The organism is Chryseobacterium tructae (assembly GCF_030409875.1).
Classification (GTDB): Bacteria; Bacteroidota; Bacteroidia; order Flavobacteriales; family Weeksellaceae; genus Chryseobacterium; species Chryseobacterium tructae.
In genome coordinates this window covers 2,866,189-2,883,527 of the sequence record NZ_JAUFQR010000001.1, presented here as the reverse complement: position 1 = coordinate 2,883,527, position 17,339 = coordinate 2,866,189, and the positions used below count along the sequence as shown (strand labels likewise).

Sequence of the window (17,339 nt, the reverse complement as noted above, 5' to 3'; positions counted from 1 at the left end):
CAGAGAAACTGGATGATAGAAATGGGACTTAATTGTTTTTTGCAAAATAACCGGAGCTTATTTAAAGATAAAAGGTGAGACGTGGAATCATTTTTAATGATCCAAAAGACTCCATTGCAATGAGTGTTTACAATTGCTTTTAACAATCAACTTTAATAATATACTTATAAATAGCTTCCAGCCTCCAGCTTCCATCTTTCATAAAAACAAAAAGACCCGGATTTTTCCGGGTCTTTTTGTTTTTATGAAATTATTGATATCTCTGGTGCTCTTTACTTTTTGAGAATCTTTTGGTAATAGGTTTGAATAGTGCTTTGTATTTTTCTGCATCAAACAATTGCGAATCGGTGAGTGCTTTGTAGGTCATCCAGATTCCAAATGGGAGAAGAATGAAATTAGGAAGCCAGGCTGCTAAATAAGGGTTCATTTTTCCACTCCAGGACATGTTTTCTACTCCAACATTGATCACATAGAAAATGATGAAGATAACAATAGCAATAATTACCGGAAGTCCCATTCCTCCTTTTCTGATGATTGATCCTAAACTCGCCCCAATCAGGAAGAAAATAAGGCAGGTTACCGAATAAGAGATGTACCTCTGCTGATAAATAACAACCTTACTGAAGTACTTCACATTAGTACTGAATTCATTCTTTTTGGATTCGAGTGTTGATTTAAGAGTCTCAAGTCTATTATAAGAGCTGTAGATCATCTCAAGCTTTTTATCACTTTTTACCGTATCCAGTTTTACTTGTGCTTTGGGTGTTACTTTAGGTTTATTACCCTGATCCATATAGCCCACTACCGTATTGGTCTGGTTTAAAACATCTGTTCCGATATTTTTAAAGAACAATGCATTTTCCTTCTTGCTGGTTGCAATGGTCTTGTTGAGTTGATTATAGGTTTCAAAACGGTAGTCATCCGTAATCTGCTCCTTTTCGATGGCTTTGTTAATGATTTCGCTGATATCGAAATGATTTACCAAAGTATCAAACTTAATGGCCTGATCGGGCTGCTTTAGTCTTACTGCTTCCCCTTTTCCGGCAAAGTTATCTTCAACTACATAGCCATTATAAAGGATCAGTTTTAGAAAGTTCTTATTGCTTGCAGGAACAAATTTTCCTTTTTCTGCCACTACAGACTGTTGGTTTTCGTATGTATTGGCTTTTTTGTGAACAAATACCCCTTCAATATTCTCCCCATTTTCTCCATAAATCTTGTCAAATTTCACCATATACCCAGGAATCTGATCGATAAATTGACCCGGAGTAAAGTTGATCGCAGGTTTGGTTTGGGCGATATTAAAAAGCATATTCTTTGCTTTTCTCTGGAAGTCCGGAATAATGTTGTTGGAAAAGAAAAACAGCATAATTGCCAGAATGGTTGTAATCCCAAATAATGGGGTCATTACTCTGGTAAGAGGAATTCCTGCCGCTTTCATCGCTGCTAGTTCATAACGTTCTCCAAATTCTCCGAATGACATGATACTCGCCAGAAGGATGGTGAGCGGGAGAACCATACTGATAACGTTCACCCCAAGGTAAAAAAGAAGTTTCAGGATTTGCCAGTAGCTTAATCCTTTTCCCATAAACTGTCCCAATTGAACCCAGATAATGTTTACAATGAAAATGAAAAACAATACGCTGAATATAAAGAAAAACGGTCCAAAGAAGGTTTTTATGATATATCTGTCTAGTATTTTTAACATGCGCCAAAATTAATCAAAAAGCCGCAAACTTGCGGCTTTTATATTTTGTTATTTTTTTTCTGAACTGAAATTATCAAAAGGCGAATTTACCATTTTGATTTTCAACTTTTAAAGTTCGGTAATGACGTAGTTTTTGAACTTGTTTTTGTCAAAAACAAACATATTGGGATCCAGATCCTGGTTCTCTTTGTACTCTTTGATTGCAATTACAGCCACATCTTTATTGTTTCCGTGCTGTTCTAGTTTTACCATTTGTTTTTTCGCAGAATCTACAAAAAGATAAACAAATTGAATTCCGTTTGCTTTTACCGGAGTAAGTTTAATAAAGTCTGTATTTACACCGTTCACTGTTTCTTACCGTTATACGTTACATTGTATTCATTTCTATAGGTAGTAAGGTAATTGATAGGGGAGAACATGGTTGTGCTGCCGTTTGGCTTTGCAATGGTGACTTCCATATCATCAGCGTTGATGTTGTAGATCTTATTTCCGTCGAAGATCTGCTCTGTATCCATGATCTTCAGCTTGTATTTATCTCCAGCGGTATAATAAATTCCCGGTTCTGTTTTGTTGACCTGCCCATTCAAGCCGCTTCCAAAAGAAAATTTGAAGTAAGAATTCTTTTTAGAATTATAGTTGGCTGTAATATCATCCAATATCTTTTTAGCTTTTGCATCTATCTTTTGAGCATTAGCCATACCCACTGCACCTACAACAAAACTTCCTAGTATAACTTTTGAAATAATATTTTTCATTTTTTATTTAATAATCTTTAGATAATTTTAAACTTATCAGGGTAAAGCAAAAACCCTTTTCCCCTGTATTACTGCTATTCTTCCAAAAACTGTTCCAAAAAGAACCTTTTTCAAGACGGAAAGTATTAAGGATACTATTTCTCAATTATCTTGTTTCCGGTCTTTCAATATACTTGTCGAAGTTTTCAGGAAGCATATTGGTAATGGTTAATTTGTTAGATGTAATGGTGGGTTCAATTTTTATAACTTTAGTATGCTCATTGATATCCACCAAATGTTTACTTCTCATATTTACCATATCTATATGAAGAGCAGTGAACTCATGTTTCCTATTCCTAAGTCAACAATTACATATTCTCTTGGCCTGATCTGTCCCAAAGATTTACTGTCAAGCATAATATTTAATCTTGCCGTGTTGTCTACTTGATGAAGTATTCCGGCACCATTATAGATCAGTACTTTGCCGTTTCCTAGTGTATTATTGTCGATTACATCTAGTTTTACAGAAGTGTAGTCGCTGGGAACGGATCTTAATGCGCAGGAAGATAATGTTAGTGTAGATGCAAAAAGACCTAATTTAATAGTTTGTTTAATTGTAATTTTCATGATAATAGTTATCGAATCTTATTTATATAAATCCCGGATTATGTCTGTTTGAGTATAACCCGGGATTAATTTGTTGCAGTAATGCTTTAATGAATATTTAATTTCTTAAATCTTCAAGGAATTGTTCCAAAGAATGAAGATCGCTGATAATAACTTCTCTTGCTTTAGCTCCATTGAATCCACCTACGATACCGCTTGCTTCCAGCTGATCCATGATTCTTCCGGCTCTGTTGTATCCTAGTTTCAGTTGTCTTTGAAGCATGGAAGTAGATCCCTGCTGTGTAGAAACGATAATTCTTGCGGCATCTTCAAATAATGCATCTTTTTCATTAGGATCGAAGGCTCCTACAGCAGAACTGTTGGCATCTTCTGAAACATATTCCGGTAGAATGAAAGCCGATGAGTATCCTTTGCTCTCCAATAAATTCTGCAAGTCTTTCTACTTCCGGGGTATCTACAAAGGCACATTGAAGCCTTAAGATTTCATTACCGTTGAAGTAAAGCATGTCTCCTTTACCAATCAGTTGATCAGCTCCAGGAGAATCAAGGATTGTTCTTGAATCCACACTTGAAATTACTCTGAAGGCTGCTCTTGCAGGGAAGTTAGCCTTAATCATACCTGTGATTACGTTTACAGATGGTCTTTGTGTGGCAACAATAAGGTGAATTCCTACGGCTCTTGCCAACTGTGCCAATCGGGCAATCGGTAATTCAACCTCTTTTCCTGCGGTCATGATTAAGTCTGCAAACTCGTCTACTACCAATACGATATAAGGAAGGAAACGGTGTCCGTTTTCAGGATTTAATTTTCTTTCTGTAAACTTCTTGTTGTATTCTTTAAGGTTTTTACAGAAAGCATTTTTAAGAAGGTCATATCGGGTATCCATCTCAATACACAGAGAGTTCAGAGTATTGATTACTTTATTGGTATCTGTGATGATGGCTTCTTCAGCATCCGGTAATTTCGCCAGATAATGTCTTTCTATTTTTGAATATAAAGAAAGTTCTACTTTTTTAGGGTCAACCATTACGAATTTTAATTCGCTTGGGTGTTTCTTGTAGAGTAGGGAAGTAAGGATGGCGTTAATCCCGACAGATTTACCTTGTCCTGTTGCTCCTGCCATCAATAAGTGAGGCATTTTTGACAGGTCAGCCATAAAGATCTCATTGGAAATTGTTTTTCCGAAAACAACCGGAAGATCCATGTCTGTATTTTGGAATTTATGAGAAGCAATCACAGAACGCATAGAAACCATGGTAGGATTTTTTCTTGGTACTTCAATACCAATAGTTCCTTTTCCTGGCATTGGAGCAATAATTCTAATTCCAAGAGCAGAAAGATTTAATGCAATATCATCCTGTAGCTTTTTAATAGCAGCAACACGAATTCCAGCTTCCGGTACAATTTCGTATAAAGTAACCGTCGGGCCGATGGTCGCTTTAATCTCTGCAATGCCTACATTGAAGTTCTTTAGAAGTCCAACGATTTTGTTTTTATTTTCTTCTAATTCTTCTTTGTTAATAGAAATCTCCTCGTTACCATAATCTTTCAGAAGTTCAACAGGAGGCATCTGGAAGTTCGCAAGATCCAATTTGTGATCGTATAAACCGTGCTTTTCTATAAGCTCTTGTGATTTTTATCACTATCATCCAATATGTCAATTACGGGTGCTACTTCCACATTAAACTTTATATCTTCTTTTACCGGCACTGGCATTGCAGGAACTACAGGTGCAGGAGCAGAAACAGGAACAGATGGCCTGATATCAAAAGCTTCTTCCGGGCTTGAAACCGGAATGGTTGGTTTTGTAGAAAGATTTAAGCTAACAGGTTGCGGGACCTCTTGAGGCTCGTTATCAAATGAAGTATGATTAGGAGTGGTGATGGTTTCTATGTTGCTTGCTGCCGAAACCTCAGGGAATCCTTTTGGAATATCTACCGGTTCTGGTGCTTTAACTTTATTGATTGGATTAGAGGAAGGAGAATTGGGGATAACACTTACTGTAACATTAGGAGTTAATTCTTTTTCTTCACTTTCATCTATTTCTTCTTTCAAGTCTTCATCTGCTTCAAAGTCTTCATCAGAATCAGGCATCATAGATTTTACTTTTCCAATGGTATTTTCATTGATCTTATTTAGTTTTGCCTTGATAGAACTAGGGCGAAGATTAAATTCAAGAATAAAATATAAAAGGATGCTGGCTGCTAATACAGTCCATAGTCCTACAGATCCGATAATGGCATTTAAATAATCCATGATCTGATATCCATATACTCCTCCAAGTACACCTTGCCCTTTAGTAATTGCTCCCATGAAAATAGGAAGCCAGCAAATAAAGAACAAAGAATGTCCAATGGTTTTCCATGGTTTAAAGATTTTCTTTTTAAGGATCATGGTTCCAACAACCAAAAATAAGAATGCTATAATAAATGAGGCTATACCTATGCTTTCAAATATGAAAATATTTCCAAACCAATCTCCGGCTTTACCAAAAATGTTTGAAGATTTTATACTCTTATCAAGCATGGTTCCTGCCTGACTTTGGTCTGCTTTCCAATTCATTAAATAAGAAATGAATGATAAGGCGAGAACAGCAGAGAAAAGTATAAAAGTAAGCCCGAAAAATATGCGGGGCTTAGATAAGATTCTGCCTTTTTCAGGCGATTCAGTCGGTTTTTTTTGTGTCTTTTTATCCATAAATATCAATGAGGCAAATTTAATGTTTTTTCAATACTAAAAAGAATCTTTTTTCTTCAAAAAACATTTTATAATACCACTTTTTACTGCGATTGTTTCAAGTTAATTTAAAAATATTTTGTGTTGCAAATATTGGCTGAAATAAAAGTAAGGTTATTTTTATTGTTTATCCAAATACAGAGCTGTTAAATTATATTAATTGATATGTATTCCTTCTATAAAATTTCAAAAACAAAGAATACACTTTACATTTAAAATATATTAAAAATATTATTTTTTTTGAATAAATTATGATCTTAAATTGAAAAAAAATATTTCATATATTTGTGATCTGCATGAAATTAATATAGCTTTTATGTTGTGCTGCTTTATTACATTAATAAGGTGTTGTGCATGATAGAAAAAGAACTTTACCTATTTTATTCTAAAACTGATTTCCATATTCCATGCTTCTTAGTGAATTGGTGATTCTTTTTTGATTTACCAATAAAAAATATAGATACAAACATTAAAAAAAGATGAATGAGAAAGCAGTTATTCTTTGTATTCTTGTTGGGTAATTGTACGTTATGGGCGCAGTCTCCAGGTGGGGTTTCCACAAATCTACAGGTATGGGTGAGAGCTGATGCAGGTACAGCTACCACAACTGATAATACACAGGTCTCCATTTGGGAGAATCAGAAAATTGGCGGAGTAAATGGAATTGCCAACCAGGGAATGCCTGGTTACTATGCAGATCCCGGAGCGGATACAAAACCTATTTATCGTTCTGCCACATCAATTCCGAGTTTTAATTTTAACCCTGCCATAGAAATTGTAAGTACCAGCGGTTATAGATCCGGATTCAAATTTCCATTAGGATTTCCTGATGATACAACGAAAGCACTTACTTCGTACACTCATCTTACCAGAACAGCATCTACTAACTACAGAACCGTTTTTGTGATGAATGGCACAACCCGTAGTTCCAATCCTAGTGATATTGCCGGAATCTGGCAGTCTCCGTTTTTTGGAACAAGAACCAACCGTCCTGAATTTTACAATGAAAAAGAATCTGGAGATGTATTCTTTGGAACAGATGTTATCAATACAGTAGGAACTAATGTTCCCAGTATTCAATCTTATTATAATGATATAGTAGGCAGCGATGTAAAATATTTTTTTGATAACAATGGTCTTACGTATGGAGGCCCTTCAAATGATATTTCTTCTATATATAATTATCCTGGAATGGTTCTTCTGATGGATAACGATGCTGGATCCGGTTCCACCTCATTGGCAGGAGACAGGATGGGTGAGTTTATTCTATATTCGGAAACACAATCTCCGGTAGAAAGGCAGAGGGTAAATTCTTATTTGGCTATCAAGTATGGGATTACTTTGCAGCAACCTCAAAATTACCTAAACTCTGTACCGGAAATCACATGGAATTCTAGCTTAAATACTATTTTTAATCATAATATTTTTGGGATAGCCAGAGATGATATGTCAGTTTTAAACCAAAGAGTAAGCAGTAGCATTAATGAAGAAAATAATATCATGCTTACAGCAGCTACTTCCAATAATTTTATTGTGCCGAGTGCAGATGCGAGCAGAGCTCCTTTTTCTAAAGATAAAACCTTTTTGGTGATGGGAGATAATAATGTTCAGGCTCTTGCATTGGTTAATTATGGTACAACTTCAGGAAAGATTATCCAAAGAAGCTGGCTGGCACAGAAAACGAATGATCAGGATCCTATATGGTTACAGGCAGATCTTTCAAAGTATACCGGTATATTATCTACGGATAAAGTATTCATGATGGTAGCAGATGATGCCGGATTTACACAAAATGTAAAAATGATTTCTGCGACAAGTTTTGTGAATGGTAAAGCTGTCTTCAATTACACATTTCCAGCGAATCAATATTTTACATTCGGAACCAATCTTCAGGCATATTGTACCAAAGACGCCGCTATAGGAACACCCAATAGTATGACCAGATTTGGGATTACAGATCATACAGGCTTGCAGACAAACTGGCCTGCCATTATTCCGAACGGGTTTATAGCGTTGGAATCAAAAAATAAAGGATTTGTTATTACCAGAACTATTGCTGCCAATATTGCTGTTCCTGTAGAAGGAATGTTGATTTTTGATACTGCAGATAATTGCTTTAAGTTATACAATGGTACTTCTTGGAATTGCATCATAAGATCATGTAATGAATAACGGGTTATGTTTAAAAAATAGAAAAATGAAAAATATAATACTACTCATAGGGTTTTTGGCGACAGGTTTTACCAATGCACAAGTGGGAATAAGTAAGGAAACTATTGACGGAGACGGAATCCTGGATTTTGCATCTAATACGACTAATGGTATAATGCTTCCTATTGTAGAAACATTACCTAATGATGCTGTAGCTGGAACTCTTCTGATGGATAAAAATGATAAGATTCTAAAAATGAAAGATGCTTCTAGTTGGATTGCACTTAGTGATGCCGGTTCTATTAGTAATGTTACTTTCAATACCAATTCTGAAGTGCCGGGGCCTAATAGGGTAATTATCGGAAGTCCTGTTACAAGTGTTCCTGGAGTATTGGTACTGGAGTCTGCTAATAAAGCTTTAATATTGCCTAAGGTAGCCAATCCTCATCTCAATGTTAAAAGTCCATATCCGGGAATGATTTGTTATGATACAGTGAGTAAAACCATGGCTGTTTTTGATGGGTTAAAATGGAGTTACTGGAAATAAAAATAGAATATGAGACCGAAGGATTTTCCTCCGGTCTTTTATTTTGTATCAAGGTGTGTTTTTTGAACTAGTTCAAAGGTTAGAAGTTTCGGAGCTAGTAATTTTGTACCCTAAAGTTTAAATAATGAAAAATATATTGAAAAGCATGATGACGCTATGTCTGGCTTTGCTATCACTTGTATCAATGAATGCACAACAAAAAATAAAAATGGAAAACACAGCATTATTAATTATCGACGTACAGAATGATTACTTCCAGGGAGGGAGAATGACCTTGGAAGGAGCTGAACGGGCTGGTAAGAACGCTCAGCAGATTTTGGAATATTTTAGAAAAAATAATCTTCCTGTTATTCATATCCGCCATATCTCAATCAACGATGGGGCTGCCTTTTTCTTGCCGGGAACTGCCGGCTCAGAAATTCATTCACTGGTTTCTCCTTTAGCCGACGAAAAAGTGATCGAAAAACACTTTCCTAACAGTTTTAGAGAAACAGATCTGTTACAATATCTTCAATCTAAAAACATTAAAAACTTGGTCATTACGGGAATGATGACGGATGTCTGCGTAGAATCTACCACGAGAGCATCTTTTGATTTTGGTTTTAATAATACAATTATCGGTGATGCCACAGCAACGAGAGACCGGGAGCTCAATGGACAGGTCGTAAAAGCAACAGAAATCCAACGGTCTTTTTTGGCAGGAATATCTGCATTAGGTAATCTTTATGCTCGTATCACTAATACACCAGATTTCTTACAGGGAAAATAAGGTAAACAGGCATTATTTAATAAGGATATCATGAATATTGGTATCTTTATTTTGTTAAATAGTAGTATGTTCGATTTGCTTTATAAAAATATTAGCCGATACATTGATCTTTCGGAAGAAGAATTCAGTCAGTTTACAGCTCCTTTTGAATGGAAAAGTTTTAAAAAGAAAGCAGTTGTTCTCAAAGAAGGTGACTTTTGTCTTTTTGAAGGATTTGTGCTGAATGGATGTTTCAAAGTCTATTATCTGAATGAAAACGGATTTGAACAGACCTTGTATTTTGCAGTAGAAGGTTGGTGGATTACGGATATTGATAGTCTGATTAACGACGTTCCCAGTATTTTAAATATTGAAGCGCTTTTGGATAGTGAAGTATTGATGATTTCAAAAAAGGAGAAGGAACAACTGTATGAAACAATGCCACAGATCGAAAAACTTTTCAGGATCATGAATCAGCAGTCGTCTGTGGCTCTTCAGAGAAGAATTCTGTCTTTAACAGGCAAAACAGCAGATAAACGGTATTCAGAGTTTTTACAAAAATATCCCGGACTGGAACAAAAGCTCACTCAACAACAGGTGGCTTCCTATCTTGGAATAACCCATGAATTTTTAAGCAAGATCAGAAAACGGATTTCATTGGAAAAATAGAACCTTTATTTTGTCGTTAGATTTTTAGGAGTAGTGATTGCCAATACTAATAATCAGGTGTTTATGCTTGAAATTTGTAACAGTGTTGCCATGGTTTATAATGAGGATCATTTTTTGTACCTCAGTTTATAGAATAGAAAGGTTTAATAGCTCTAAAATAGATGGATGAACCACAGAAATAAAATCAAAAGTTGATAAAGATTTACACACTACAAAGGGCTGGTTATGATGTCTTCAAATTAGATAAATCGAACCCTGTTTTGCTTTATTTTTCCTAAAAATAACACTCTTGAAATAGAAGTCTTCAATCACCGCTATAGGCAATATTAATCTGTATTCCTTCGGTGTTAAAAATTGATTTTTTCATAATAACTCCAATATTATTAAGAATGATTCAAAATAAGTAAAACGGGCTCCAAAATGATAAAAAACAGCTTTTTTTCAGCTCTTTATGGTTTATCATCCTTATTTTTGCATGTCAAGTATATATTAAATCATGAAGAAGCTCCAAGATATTATTATCTCAACCAGGACAATGGCTGTATTGTTACTGGTGTACGCATTCGCAATGGCCTATGCAACGTTCTTAGAAAACGACTACGGAACTCCTACAGCAAAAGCGTTAATTTATGAGGCGAAATGGTTTGAACTCATTATGGTGCTGCTTATCGTTAACTTTATAGGAAATATCGGAAGATACAGACTATGGAAAAAGGATAAATGGCCGGTTTTGGTTTTTCACCTTGCCTTTATTTTTATTTTTATCGGTGGTGCCATCACAAGATACATCAGTTTTGAGGGGCAAATGCACATCAGAGAAGGAGAAACCTCCAACGAGATTGTAACGGATAAAAACTTCCTTAAAATCCAAATCGAGGAAAAAGGAGACGTCCTTAACTATCAGGATATTCCTTACCTGATGTCTCCACTTCACAAAGATCTTAATGCCACTTATGACTTCCACGGAAAAGAAGTGAAAATCTTTGCAAAAGAATATATTCAAAGAAAAAAAGACAGCTTATTGGCTGAACCTAATGGAACTGAATATCTTCACCTTGTTTCAACAGGAAAAACAGGAAGACAAAATGTTTATATCAAAGCGGGTGAAACAAAATCCATCAATGGAACTTTGGTAACTTTCAACAGACCGATTGATGGTGCTGTAGAATTCAAAAACGAAGGTGGTAAATTATTCATCAAGACTCCTGTAGATGCAAGCTATATGACTATGGCAACACAGGCTACCGGAAATACTGTAAAAGACGAATTCCAGCCTTTAGCATTGAGAAGCTTATACAGCATCAATGAGTTAAAGCTTGTAGTGCCTGAAGGTCTTAAAAAGGTAAGTTATTGGCTATCGAAGGAGATAGAAAGAAAGATGCCAGTGTCCCAGACATGCTTCAGATTGAACTGCAGGGTCCAAAAACAAAACAATTGGTTGATCTTTCCGTTGAAAGAGGAAATCCAAATGCATACAAACAAATCACAATGGATGGTTTGAACATTATGGTAGGATACGGGCCAAAAGTCTACAATACTCCTTTTGCATTGAAATTGGATGACTTCGTGATGGAAACATATCCTGGAAGTAGTTCACCAAGTGCTTATGAAAGCCATGTGAAAATTGTTGATGAAGGAAAAGAAACGCCTTATAAAATCTATATGAACCACGTTCTAAATTATAAAGGATACCGTTTCTTCCAGTCAAGCTTTGATCCGGACAGAATGGGAACCGTATTATCTGTAAACCATGATTTTTGGGGAACTTTAGTTTCTTATATTGGCTATGGATTATTATTCTTAGGAATGTTTGTGATTTTCTTCTGGAAAGGAACACACTTCTGGAAATTAAATAAAATGCTGAAAGACGTTAATAAAAAGAAAGCAGCAGCAGTACTTTTATTATTCTTAAGCTTAGGGGTAAATGCTCAAAAAATTGAAACACATGGTACTACTGACGGAAGCAGAGAACATGTACATGTAGAAGGTGACGGGCATACACATGCAGCACCGGCTCCTGAAGCTCAAGCTCAAACGCAGCAGGATAGTGAGATAAAACAGAACTCATTAGCCTCTCCAATGGGGAAAATGAGAACCATCTCTGCAGATGAAATCATTGCTAAAAACAAAATCAGTAAGGAACACGCAAATAAATTCGGTTACCTTTTGGTTCAGAACTTTGAAGGAAGAATTATTCCAATGAATACGCAGGCTTTAGAGGTTTTAAGAAAACTTTACAAGCGTGACAAATTCAAAGGAACAGACGGGAAATCTCTGGATGCTAACCAATGGTTCCTCTCTATTAATACAGATACAGAAAGCTGGACATCAGTTCCTTTAATCAAAGTTGATGAAAAAGGAGGGAAAGAACTTCTTAAAAAGACGAAAGCTGACGAAGAAGGTTACACTTCTTTATTGAATCTCTTCCCGGTAGATAAGAGAACAGGAATGTTAACTTATATTCTGGAAAAAGACTATAACACGGCTTTTGCTAAAAAACCGGCAGACCAATCTGAATATGACAAGCAAGTAATTAAACTTAATGAAAGAGTTCAGATTTTCAATGAATTTTTCAGCGGTCAGTTCTTAAGAATTGTTCCTGTAAAAAATGATGCTAACCATACATGGCATTCATGGTTGGATCAAAAATTTGAACCGGATATGGAATCTCAGCAAGTAATGGGGCCTTATTTTTCAGAAGTAATCGGAGCACAAAAATCCGGAAATTGGAGCACAGCAGACACTGAGTTGGCAAAGCTTTCAGAGTATCAGAAGAAATGGGGAAAAGCAGTTATTCCTGATCAATCTAAAGTAGATCTTGAAGTATTCATGAATACTGCGGATATCAATTTTAAACTATTGATTTTCTATACTATCATCGGCGGACTTCTTTTGATGCTTGGATTTGTAGAATTATTTAAACCAAATAAAATATTAAATAAAACCATTAAAGTAATTATTGCTATTGGTTTAATTGGATATATTTTCCATTTCTTAGGCCTTGTAGCAAGATGGTATATTTCAGGACATGCTCCTTGGAGTAACGGATATGAAGCAATTATCTTTATCTCGTGGGTGGGTATCACAGCAGGTTTGGTTCTTTATAGAAATGCCAATGCACTGATTCCTGCATCAGGATTTATGGTAGCTGTTATCATGATGGGATTTGCGCATGGAGGTTCGGCACTTGATCCACAGATTACGCCGCTTGTTCCGGTATTGAAATCTTACTGGTTGATCGTTCACGTAGCAATCATTACTTCGAGTTACGGTTTCTTTGCTCTGTCCATGATTATTGCCGTACTATCTTTGGTGTTCTATATTATTTCAAACAAAGACACGTACAAAATTCATCATGATACAACATTGAAAGAATTGGTAATCGTTTCTGAGATGTCATTAACAGTTGGTCTTTTTGCTTTAACGGTAGGTAACTTCTTAGGAGGTATCTGGGCAAACGAATCATGGGGTAGATACTGGAGCTGGGATCCAAAAGAAACATGGGCTTTTATTTCCATTATGGTGTACGCTTTTGTATTACACATGAGATTAGTTCCTGGATTAAGAAGCAGATGGGCATTCCACGTAGCTACAATGTTTGCTTTCTGTTCTATGGTAATGACTTATTTTGGAGTAAATTACTACCTGAGCGGGCTTCACTCATATGCTGCAGGTGATCCGGTACCAGTACCAGCTTGGGTATACATCGGAATCGCAACCATGATTACTTTAGCAGCTGTATCTTATTTCAAGTTTAAAGTTTTAACAAAGAAATAATTTTTTTCAACATATTATTTAAAATCCCGGAATCCACTTCCGGGATTTTTTTGCATAAAAAGATGAAAGTATAACTGTTCTTTTCTATAGATAATGAAATACTTTAAAGATTTATTTTAACGTGATGTTCGCAAGGTTAAATATATAGTATGGTTAGTTTTTCGATCGCAACGGTATTTCGTTCAGCAAAAAGCGTCCTTAACTGAGTGAAACAACTTTGCGAACCTTTTCATTATAGACTTTTAAAAACCCTTGCGAGTCTAGCGTTTATATCACTTGCTCTCGGCTGATAATTGTAAAAAAAAATAATCGTGTACTTTATACCTTGAGCATTGGATCTCACGCTCATCAAAAATATCAAAATTTCTCATCCGTATTCCAAAATTTACTGCTAACTTTATGATATCAAAATAATATCAAATTAAAAATTCAATCATGGAAAAAACATTAAAACCCATGTCGGGTTATCTGACATTAGTAATCTGTCTAGTACTCTTTGTTGCGGCAGTATATTTCTTTATTAGTGGAGTAGATCAAAGTATTACATTTGTTGTCATTGCAATGCTTTGCTTCCTAGTGTCGTGCTTTTTTTTAAAAGGTTTAATGATTATTCAGCCTAACCACTCAAGAGTGCTGAATTTTTTTGGAAAGTATGTAGGAAGTGTGAAAGAGAACGGACTATTCTTTATCAATCCTTTGTATTCATCACAGAAAATATCTTTACGTTCAGAGAATTTGCAAGGGCAGACGCTGAAAGTAAATGATAAGATGGGAAATCCTATTGAAATTGCGGTAGTAATGGTATGGAAAGTAGGAGATACTTACAAAGCTGCTTTTGATGTAGAACGTTATTCTGACTTTGTAAGAATGCAGAGCGAAGCAGCCGTACGTCACTTGGCGATGAGCTTTCCTTATGATAACTTAGAAGACGATCATGCCCCTATCACTTTAAGAGAAGGAGGAGATAAGATTAATGCTATTCTGGAGCAAGAACTTACAGACCGCCTTTCGAAAGCTGGTATTATCATTCAGGAAGCGAGAATCTCTCACTTAGCCTACGCATCAGAAATAGCAGGAGCTATGCTTCAGAGACAACAGGCTACCGCTATTGTGGCAGCAAGAACTAAAATCGTTGAAGGGGCTGTTGGAATGGTAGATCTTGCGCTGAAAAAGCTTTCAGAAGAGAATATTGTGGAGCTGGATGATGAAAGAAAAGCGGCCATGGTAAGCAATTTAATGGTCGTTCTTTGTGGTGAAAAGGCAGCAACTCCTATCTTGAATGCAGGAACATTATATAACTAATCGTAATAATTACTCATTCCAGGTTTGTTAAGATATAGATCTGGAATATAACTTAATGCATCTTGCATCAAAAACAAGAATAATGAAATCGGAAAAAGCTCAGAACACTTCGGAAAACAAAAGCAAAAAATCTTTTGTCTTAAGGATCGATGAGTCTACTTATAAGCTCCTAGAAAAATGGGCCAATGATGAATTCAGAAGTGTAAACGGTCAGATTGAATATCTCCTGCATCAAAGCCTTGCGAACTCCGGAAGGAAGAAAAAAGATTAGCTTTGAAACAAAAATGGGGAAAGTAGAACCCGCTGAAAATAGCTTTAATTCATCAAAATTGGATTTTTTGTAAGGTTCAAATATAAAATCCATTGTTCTATTATGGATTTTATCATTATTTGCAACAGAAAAAATCATTTAATTAACCTTATAATAAAAAGAAAGCAGAGAAAATTTTTCTCTGCTTTTTTATTTCATGCAACTTTGAAGCGAATCTGCTCCAAAGTAGAATATTACGAGCCAAATCAAGCCTTTAATGGTAAAGAAAGCAAACCCCGCCCATCCCACACGCTTGAACCACTTTTTAAACTTTGAGTTATTTTCTTGTGAATTTTCCATCGGTGATTATCAAAAAGATTACCCTACAAAGATAAGCATGTTTGGAATTAGTCCAAATAAAAAACATATTAAAAAATTAAAGTTTTGAGGTTCGCATAATATTTTTATCTTTAGAGAGAACGAAAAGTAAGATTTTATGTCAAAAAAAGTAAAGGATTTCGGAATCGAAAAAACACTCAAAAACCTTGGAATTAAAGAAGAAAATAAAGGTACTTCAGTGGGCGGGAAATATTTCGCTTCAGGAAAGACGATAGAAAGCGTATCTCCTGCAGATGGGAATTTAATTGCAAAAGTAAAGACTTCCGGAGAAAGTGATTATGACAAAGTTATTGAAACGGCTCAAAAGGCATTTCAGGAATTCAGGCTGATCCCGGCTCCTAAGAGAGGAGAGATCGTAAGACAGCTTGGTTTAAAATTAAGAGAATATAAAGATGATCTTGGAAAACTTGTTTCTTATGAAATGGGTAAATCTTTGCAGGAAGGACTTGGAGAAGTACAGGAAATGATTGATATCTGCGATTTTGCAGTAGGACTTTCAAGACAACTTCAGGGATATACCATGCATTCGGAAAGACCTGGTCACAGAATGTACGAACAATACCATCCGCTTGGAGTAGTGGGAATCATTACGGCATTCAACTTTCCGGTAGCAGTATGGTCTTGGAACACGGCTTTAGCTTGGATCTGTGGTAACGTTACCATTTGGAAACCATCAGAAAAGACTCCACTTTGTGCCATTGCATGCCAGAATATTATGAATGAAGTTCTGAAAGAAAATAACCTTTCTGAAGGAATTTCAAGTGTATTGGTAGCAGATCATGAAATCGGTCAGAAACTGGTAGATGATAAAAGAGTAGCATTGGTATCTTTCACGGGTTCTACAAGAGTAGGAAGAATGGTTTCTTCTAAAGTAGCAGAAAGATTCGGAAAATCTATTCTTGAATTAGGAGGTAACAATGCCATCATCATTACTAAAGAAGCAGATCTTAACATGTCTATCATTGGAGCTGTTTTCGGAGCTGTAGGAACTGCGGGACAAAGATGTACTTCTACAAGAAGACTGATTATTCAGGAAGATGTATATGATGAAGTAAAAACAAGATTAGTAAAAGCGTATGGTCAGTTAAAGATCGGAAATCCGTTGGATGAAGCTAATCATGTAGGCCCGTTAATTGATGTAGATGCTGTAAATCAGTATGAAGAATCTATCAAAAAATGTAAAAAAGAAGGTGGTAAATTCGTTGTTGAAGGTGGCGTTTTATCTGGAAAGGATATGAATCCGGATGCTATGTGAAACCTTGCGTTGCTGAAGTGAAGAACTCTTACGAGATCGTTCAGCATGAAACTTTTGCACCCATTCTATACTTAATCAAATACAAAACATTAGAAGAAGCTATCGCTATTCAGAATGATGTTCCACAGGGACTTTCTTCTGCCATCATGACTCAAAACCTTAGAGAAGCAGAATTGTTCCTTTCTCATGCAGGTTCAGATTGTGGTATTGCGAATGTCAATATTGGTACTTCAGGTGCTGAGATCGGAGGAGCTTTCGGAGGAGAGAAAGAAACCGGAGGCGGAAGAGAGTCTGGATCTGATGCTTGGAAGTATTATATGAGAAGACAAACCAATACTATAAATTACACCGCACAACTTCCTTTAGCACAGGGAATTAAATTTGATTTATAAAAGCTTTACTTAAAGCACCCAAAAAAACAATAAAAACTTAATA

9 protein-coding genes and 4 pseudogenes are annotated in these 17,339 nt (G+C 35.8%); 8 read left to right on the top strand and 5 right to left on the bottom strand.

Annotated features, from left to right (window positions below):
• Positions 1–250: 250 nt before the first annotated feature.
• From QWZ06_RS14295 to QWZ06_RS14275, 5 genes and pseudogenes are all read right to left on the bottom strand, one after another.
• Positions 251–1,708, bottom strand: a complete 1,458-nt coding sequence (locus tag QWZ06_RS14295) for an LptF/LptG family permease (RefSeq protein ID WP_290298958.1) — start codon at positions 1,706–1,708, stop codon at positions 251–253.
• A 108-nt stretch (positions 1,709–1,816) separates the two neighbouring features.
• A pseudogene (lolA1, locus tag QWZ06_RS14290) lies at positions 1,817–2,463 on the bottom strand (outer membrane lipoprotein periplasmic chaperone LolA1).
• A gap of 145 nt (positions 2,464–2,608) precedes the next feature.
• Positions 2,609–2,752 carry a hypothetical protein gene (locus QWZ06_RS14285; protein WP_290298956.1) on the bottom strand — a complete coding sequence of 48 codons (144 nt, stop codon included), beginning with the start codon at positions 2,750–2,752 and terminating at the stop codon, positions 2,609–2,611.
• 11 nt (positions 2,753–2,763) lie between these two features.
• Complete coding sequence (locus QWZ06_RS14280) at positions 2,764–3,069, bottom strand: hypothetical protein (RefSeq protein WP_290298953.1); 306 nt, start codon at positions 3,067–3,069, stop codon at positions 2,764–2,766.
• Positions 3,070–3,166: 97 nt separating this feature from the next.
• A pseudogene (locus tag QWZ06_RS14275) lies at positions 3,167–5,767 on the bottom strand (FtsK/SpoIIIE family DNA translocase).
• Between the two features lie 522 nt (positions 5,768–6,289).
• On the opposite strand from QWZ06_RS14275, the gene QWZ06_RS14270 reads away from it, so the two are divergent.
• The 8 genes and pseudogenes from QWZ06_RS14270 (at position 6,290) to amaB (ending at position 17,296) form a co-directional block, all read left to right on the top strand.
• Positions 6,290–7,978, top strand: coding sequence for a DUF8202 domain-containing protein (locus tag QWZ06_RS14270; protein WP_290298951.1), 1,689 nt, complete (start codon positions 6,290–6,292; stop codon positions 7,976–7,978).
• A gap of 25 nt (positions 7,979–8,003) precedes the next feature.
• Entirely contained in the window at positions 8,004–8,504 is a 501-nt protein-coding gene (locus tag QWZ06_RS14265; RefSeq protein ID WP_290298948.1) for a hypothetical protein, read from the top strand.
• Between the two features lie 124 nt (positions 8,505–8,628).
• Positions 8,629–9,273 (top strand): cysteine hydrolase family protein, encoded by a 645-nt coding sequence (locus QWZ06_RS14260; RefSeq protein WP_290298946.1) that lies wholly within the window; start codon positions 8,629–8,631, stop codon positions 9,271–9,273.
• A 30-nt stretch (positions 9,274–9,303) separates the two neighbouring features.
• A complete protein-coding gene (locus QWZ06_RS14255) occupies positions 9,304–9,921 on the top strand; it encodes a Crp/Fnr family transcriptional regulator (RefSeq protein ID WP_353959973.1) in 618 nt (205 codons plus the stop codon).
• A gap of 496 nt (positions 9,922–10,417) precedes the next feature.
• Positions 10,418–13,698: pseudogene (locus QWZ06_RS14250) on the top strand (cytochrome c biogenesis protein).
• A 435-nt stretch (positions 13,699–14,133) separates the two neighbouring features.
• The gene (locus QWZ06_RS14245; RefSeq protein WP_290298945.1) at positions 14,134–15,000 is read left to right on the top strand and encodes an SPFH domain-containing protein; all 867 of its coding nucleotides are present in this window, start codon (positions 14,134–14,136) and stop codon (positions 14,998–15,000) included.
• 82 nt (positions 15,001–15,082) lie between these two features.
• Positions 15,083–15,271 (top strand): type II toxin-antitoxin system antitoxin, encoded by a 189-nt coding sequence (locus QWZ06_RS14240; protein WP_290298943.1) that lies wholly within the window; start codon positions 15,083–15,085, stop codon positions 15,269–15,271.
• A gap of 475 nt (positions 15,272–15,746) precedes the next feature.
• Positions 15,747–17,296, top strand: a pseudogene (amaB, locus tag QWZ06_RS14235) (L-piperidine-6-carboxylate dehydrogenase).
• Positions 17,297–17,339: the final 43 nt, after the last annotated feature.

Coding starts and splice junctions, on each gene's coding strand:
- QWZ06_RS14260 (WP_290298946.1), top strand. CDS start 8,629: ATGAAAAATATATTGAAAAGCATGATGACGCTATGTCTGGCTTTGCTA.
- QWZ06_RS14285 (WP_290298956.1), bottom strand. CDS start 2,752: ATGAGAAGTAAACATTTGGTGGATATCAATGAGCATACTAAAGTTATA.
- QWZ06_RS14245 (WP_290298945.1), top strand. CDS start 14,134: ATGGAAAAAACATTAAAACCCATGTCGGGTTATCTGACATTAGTAATC.
- QWZ06_RS14255 (WP_353959973.1), top strand. CDS start 9,304: ATGAATATTGGTATCTTTATTTTGTTAAATAGTAGTATGTTCGATTTG.
- QWZ06_RS14270 (WP_290298951.1), top strand. CDS start 6,290: ATGAGAAAGCAGTTATTCTTTGTATTCTTGTTGGGTAATTGTACGTTA.
- QWZ06_RS14295 (WP_290298958.1), bottom strand. CDS start 1,708: ATGTTAAAAATACTAGACAGATATATCATAAAAACCTTCTTTGGACCG.
- QWZ06_RS14240 (WP_290298943.1), top strand. CDS start 15,083: ATGAAATCGGAAAAAGCTCAGAACACTTCGGAAAACAAAAGCAAAAAA.
- QWZ06_RS14280 (WP_290298953.1), bottom strand. CDS start 3,069: ATGAAAATTACAATTAAACAAACTATTAAATTAGGTCTTTTTGCATCT.
- QWZ06_RS14265 (WP_290298948.1), top strand. CDS start 8,004: ATGAAAAATATAATACTACTCATAGGGTTTTTGGCGACAGGTTTTACC.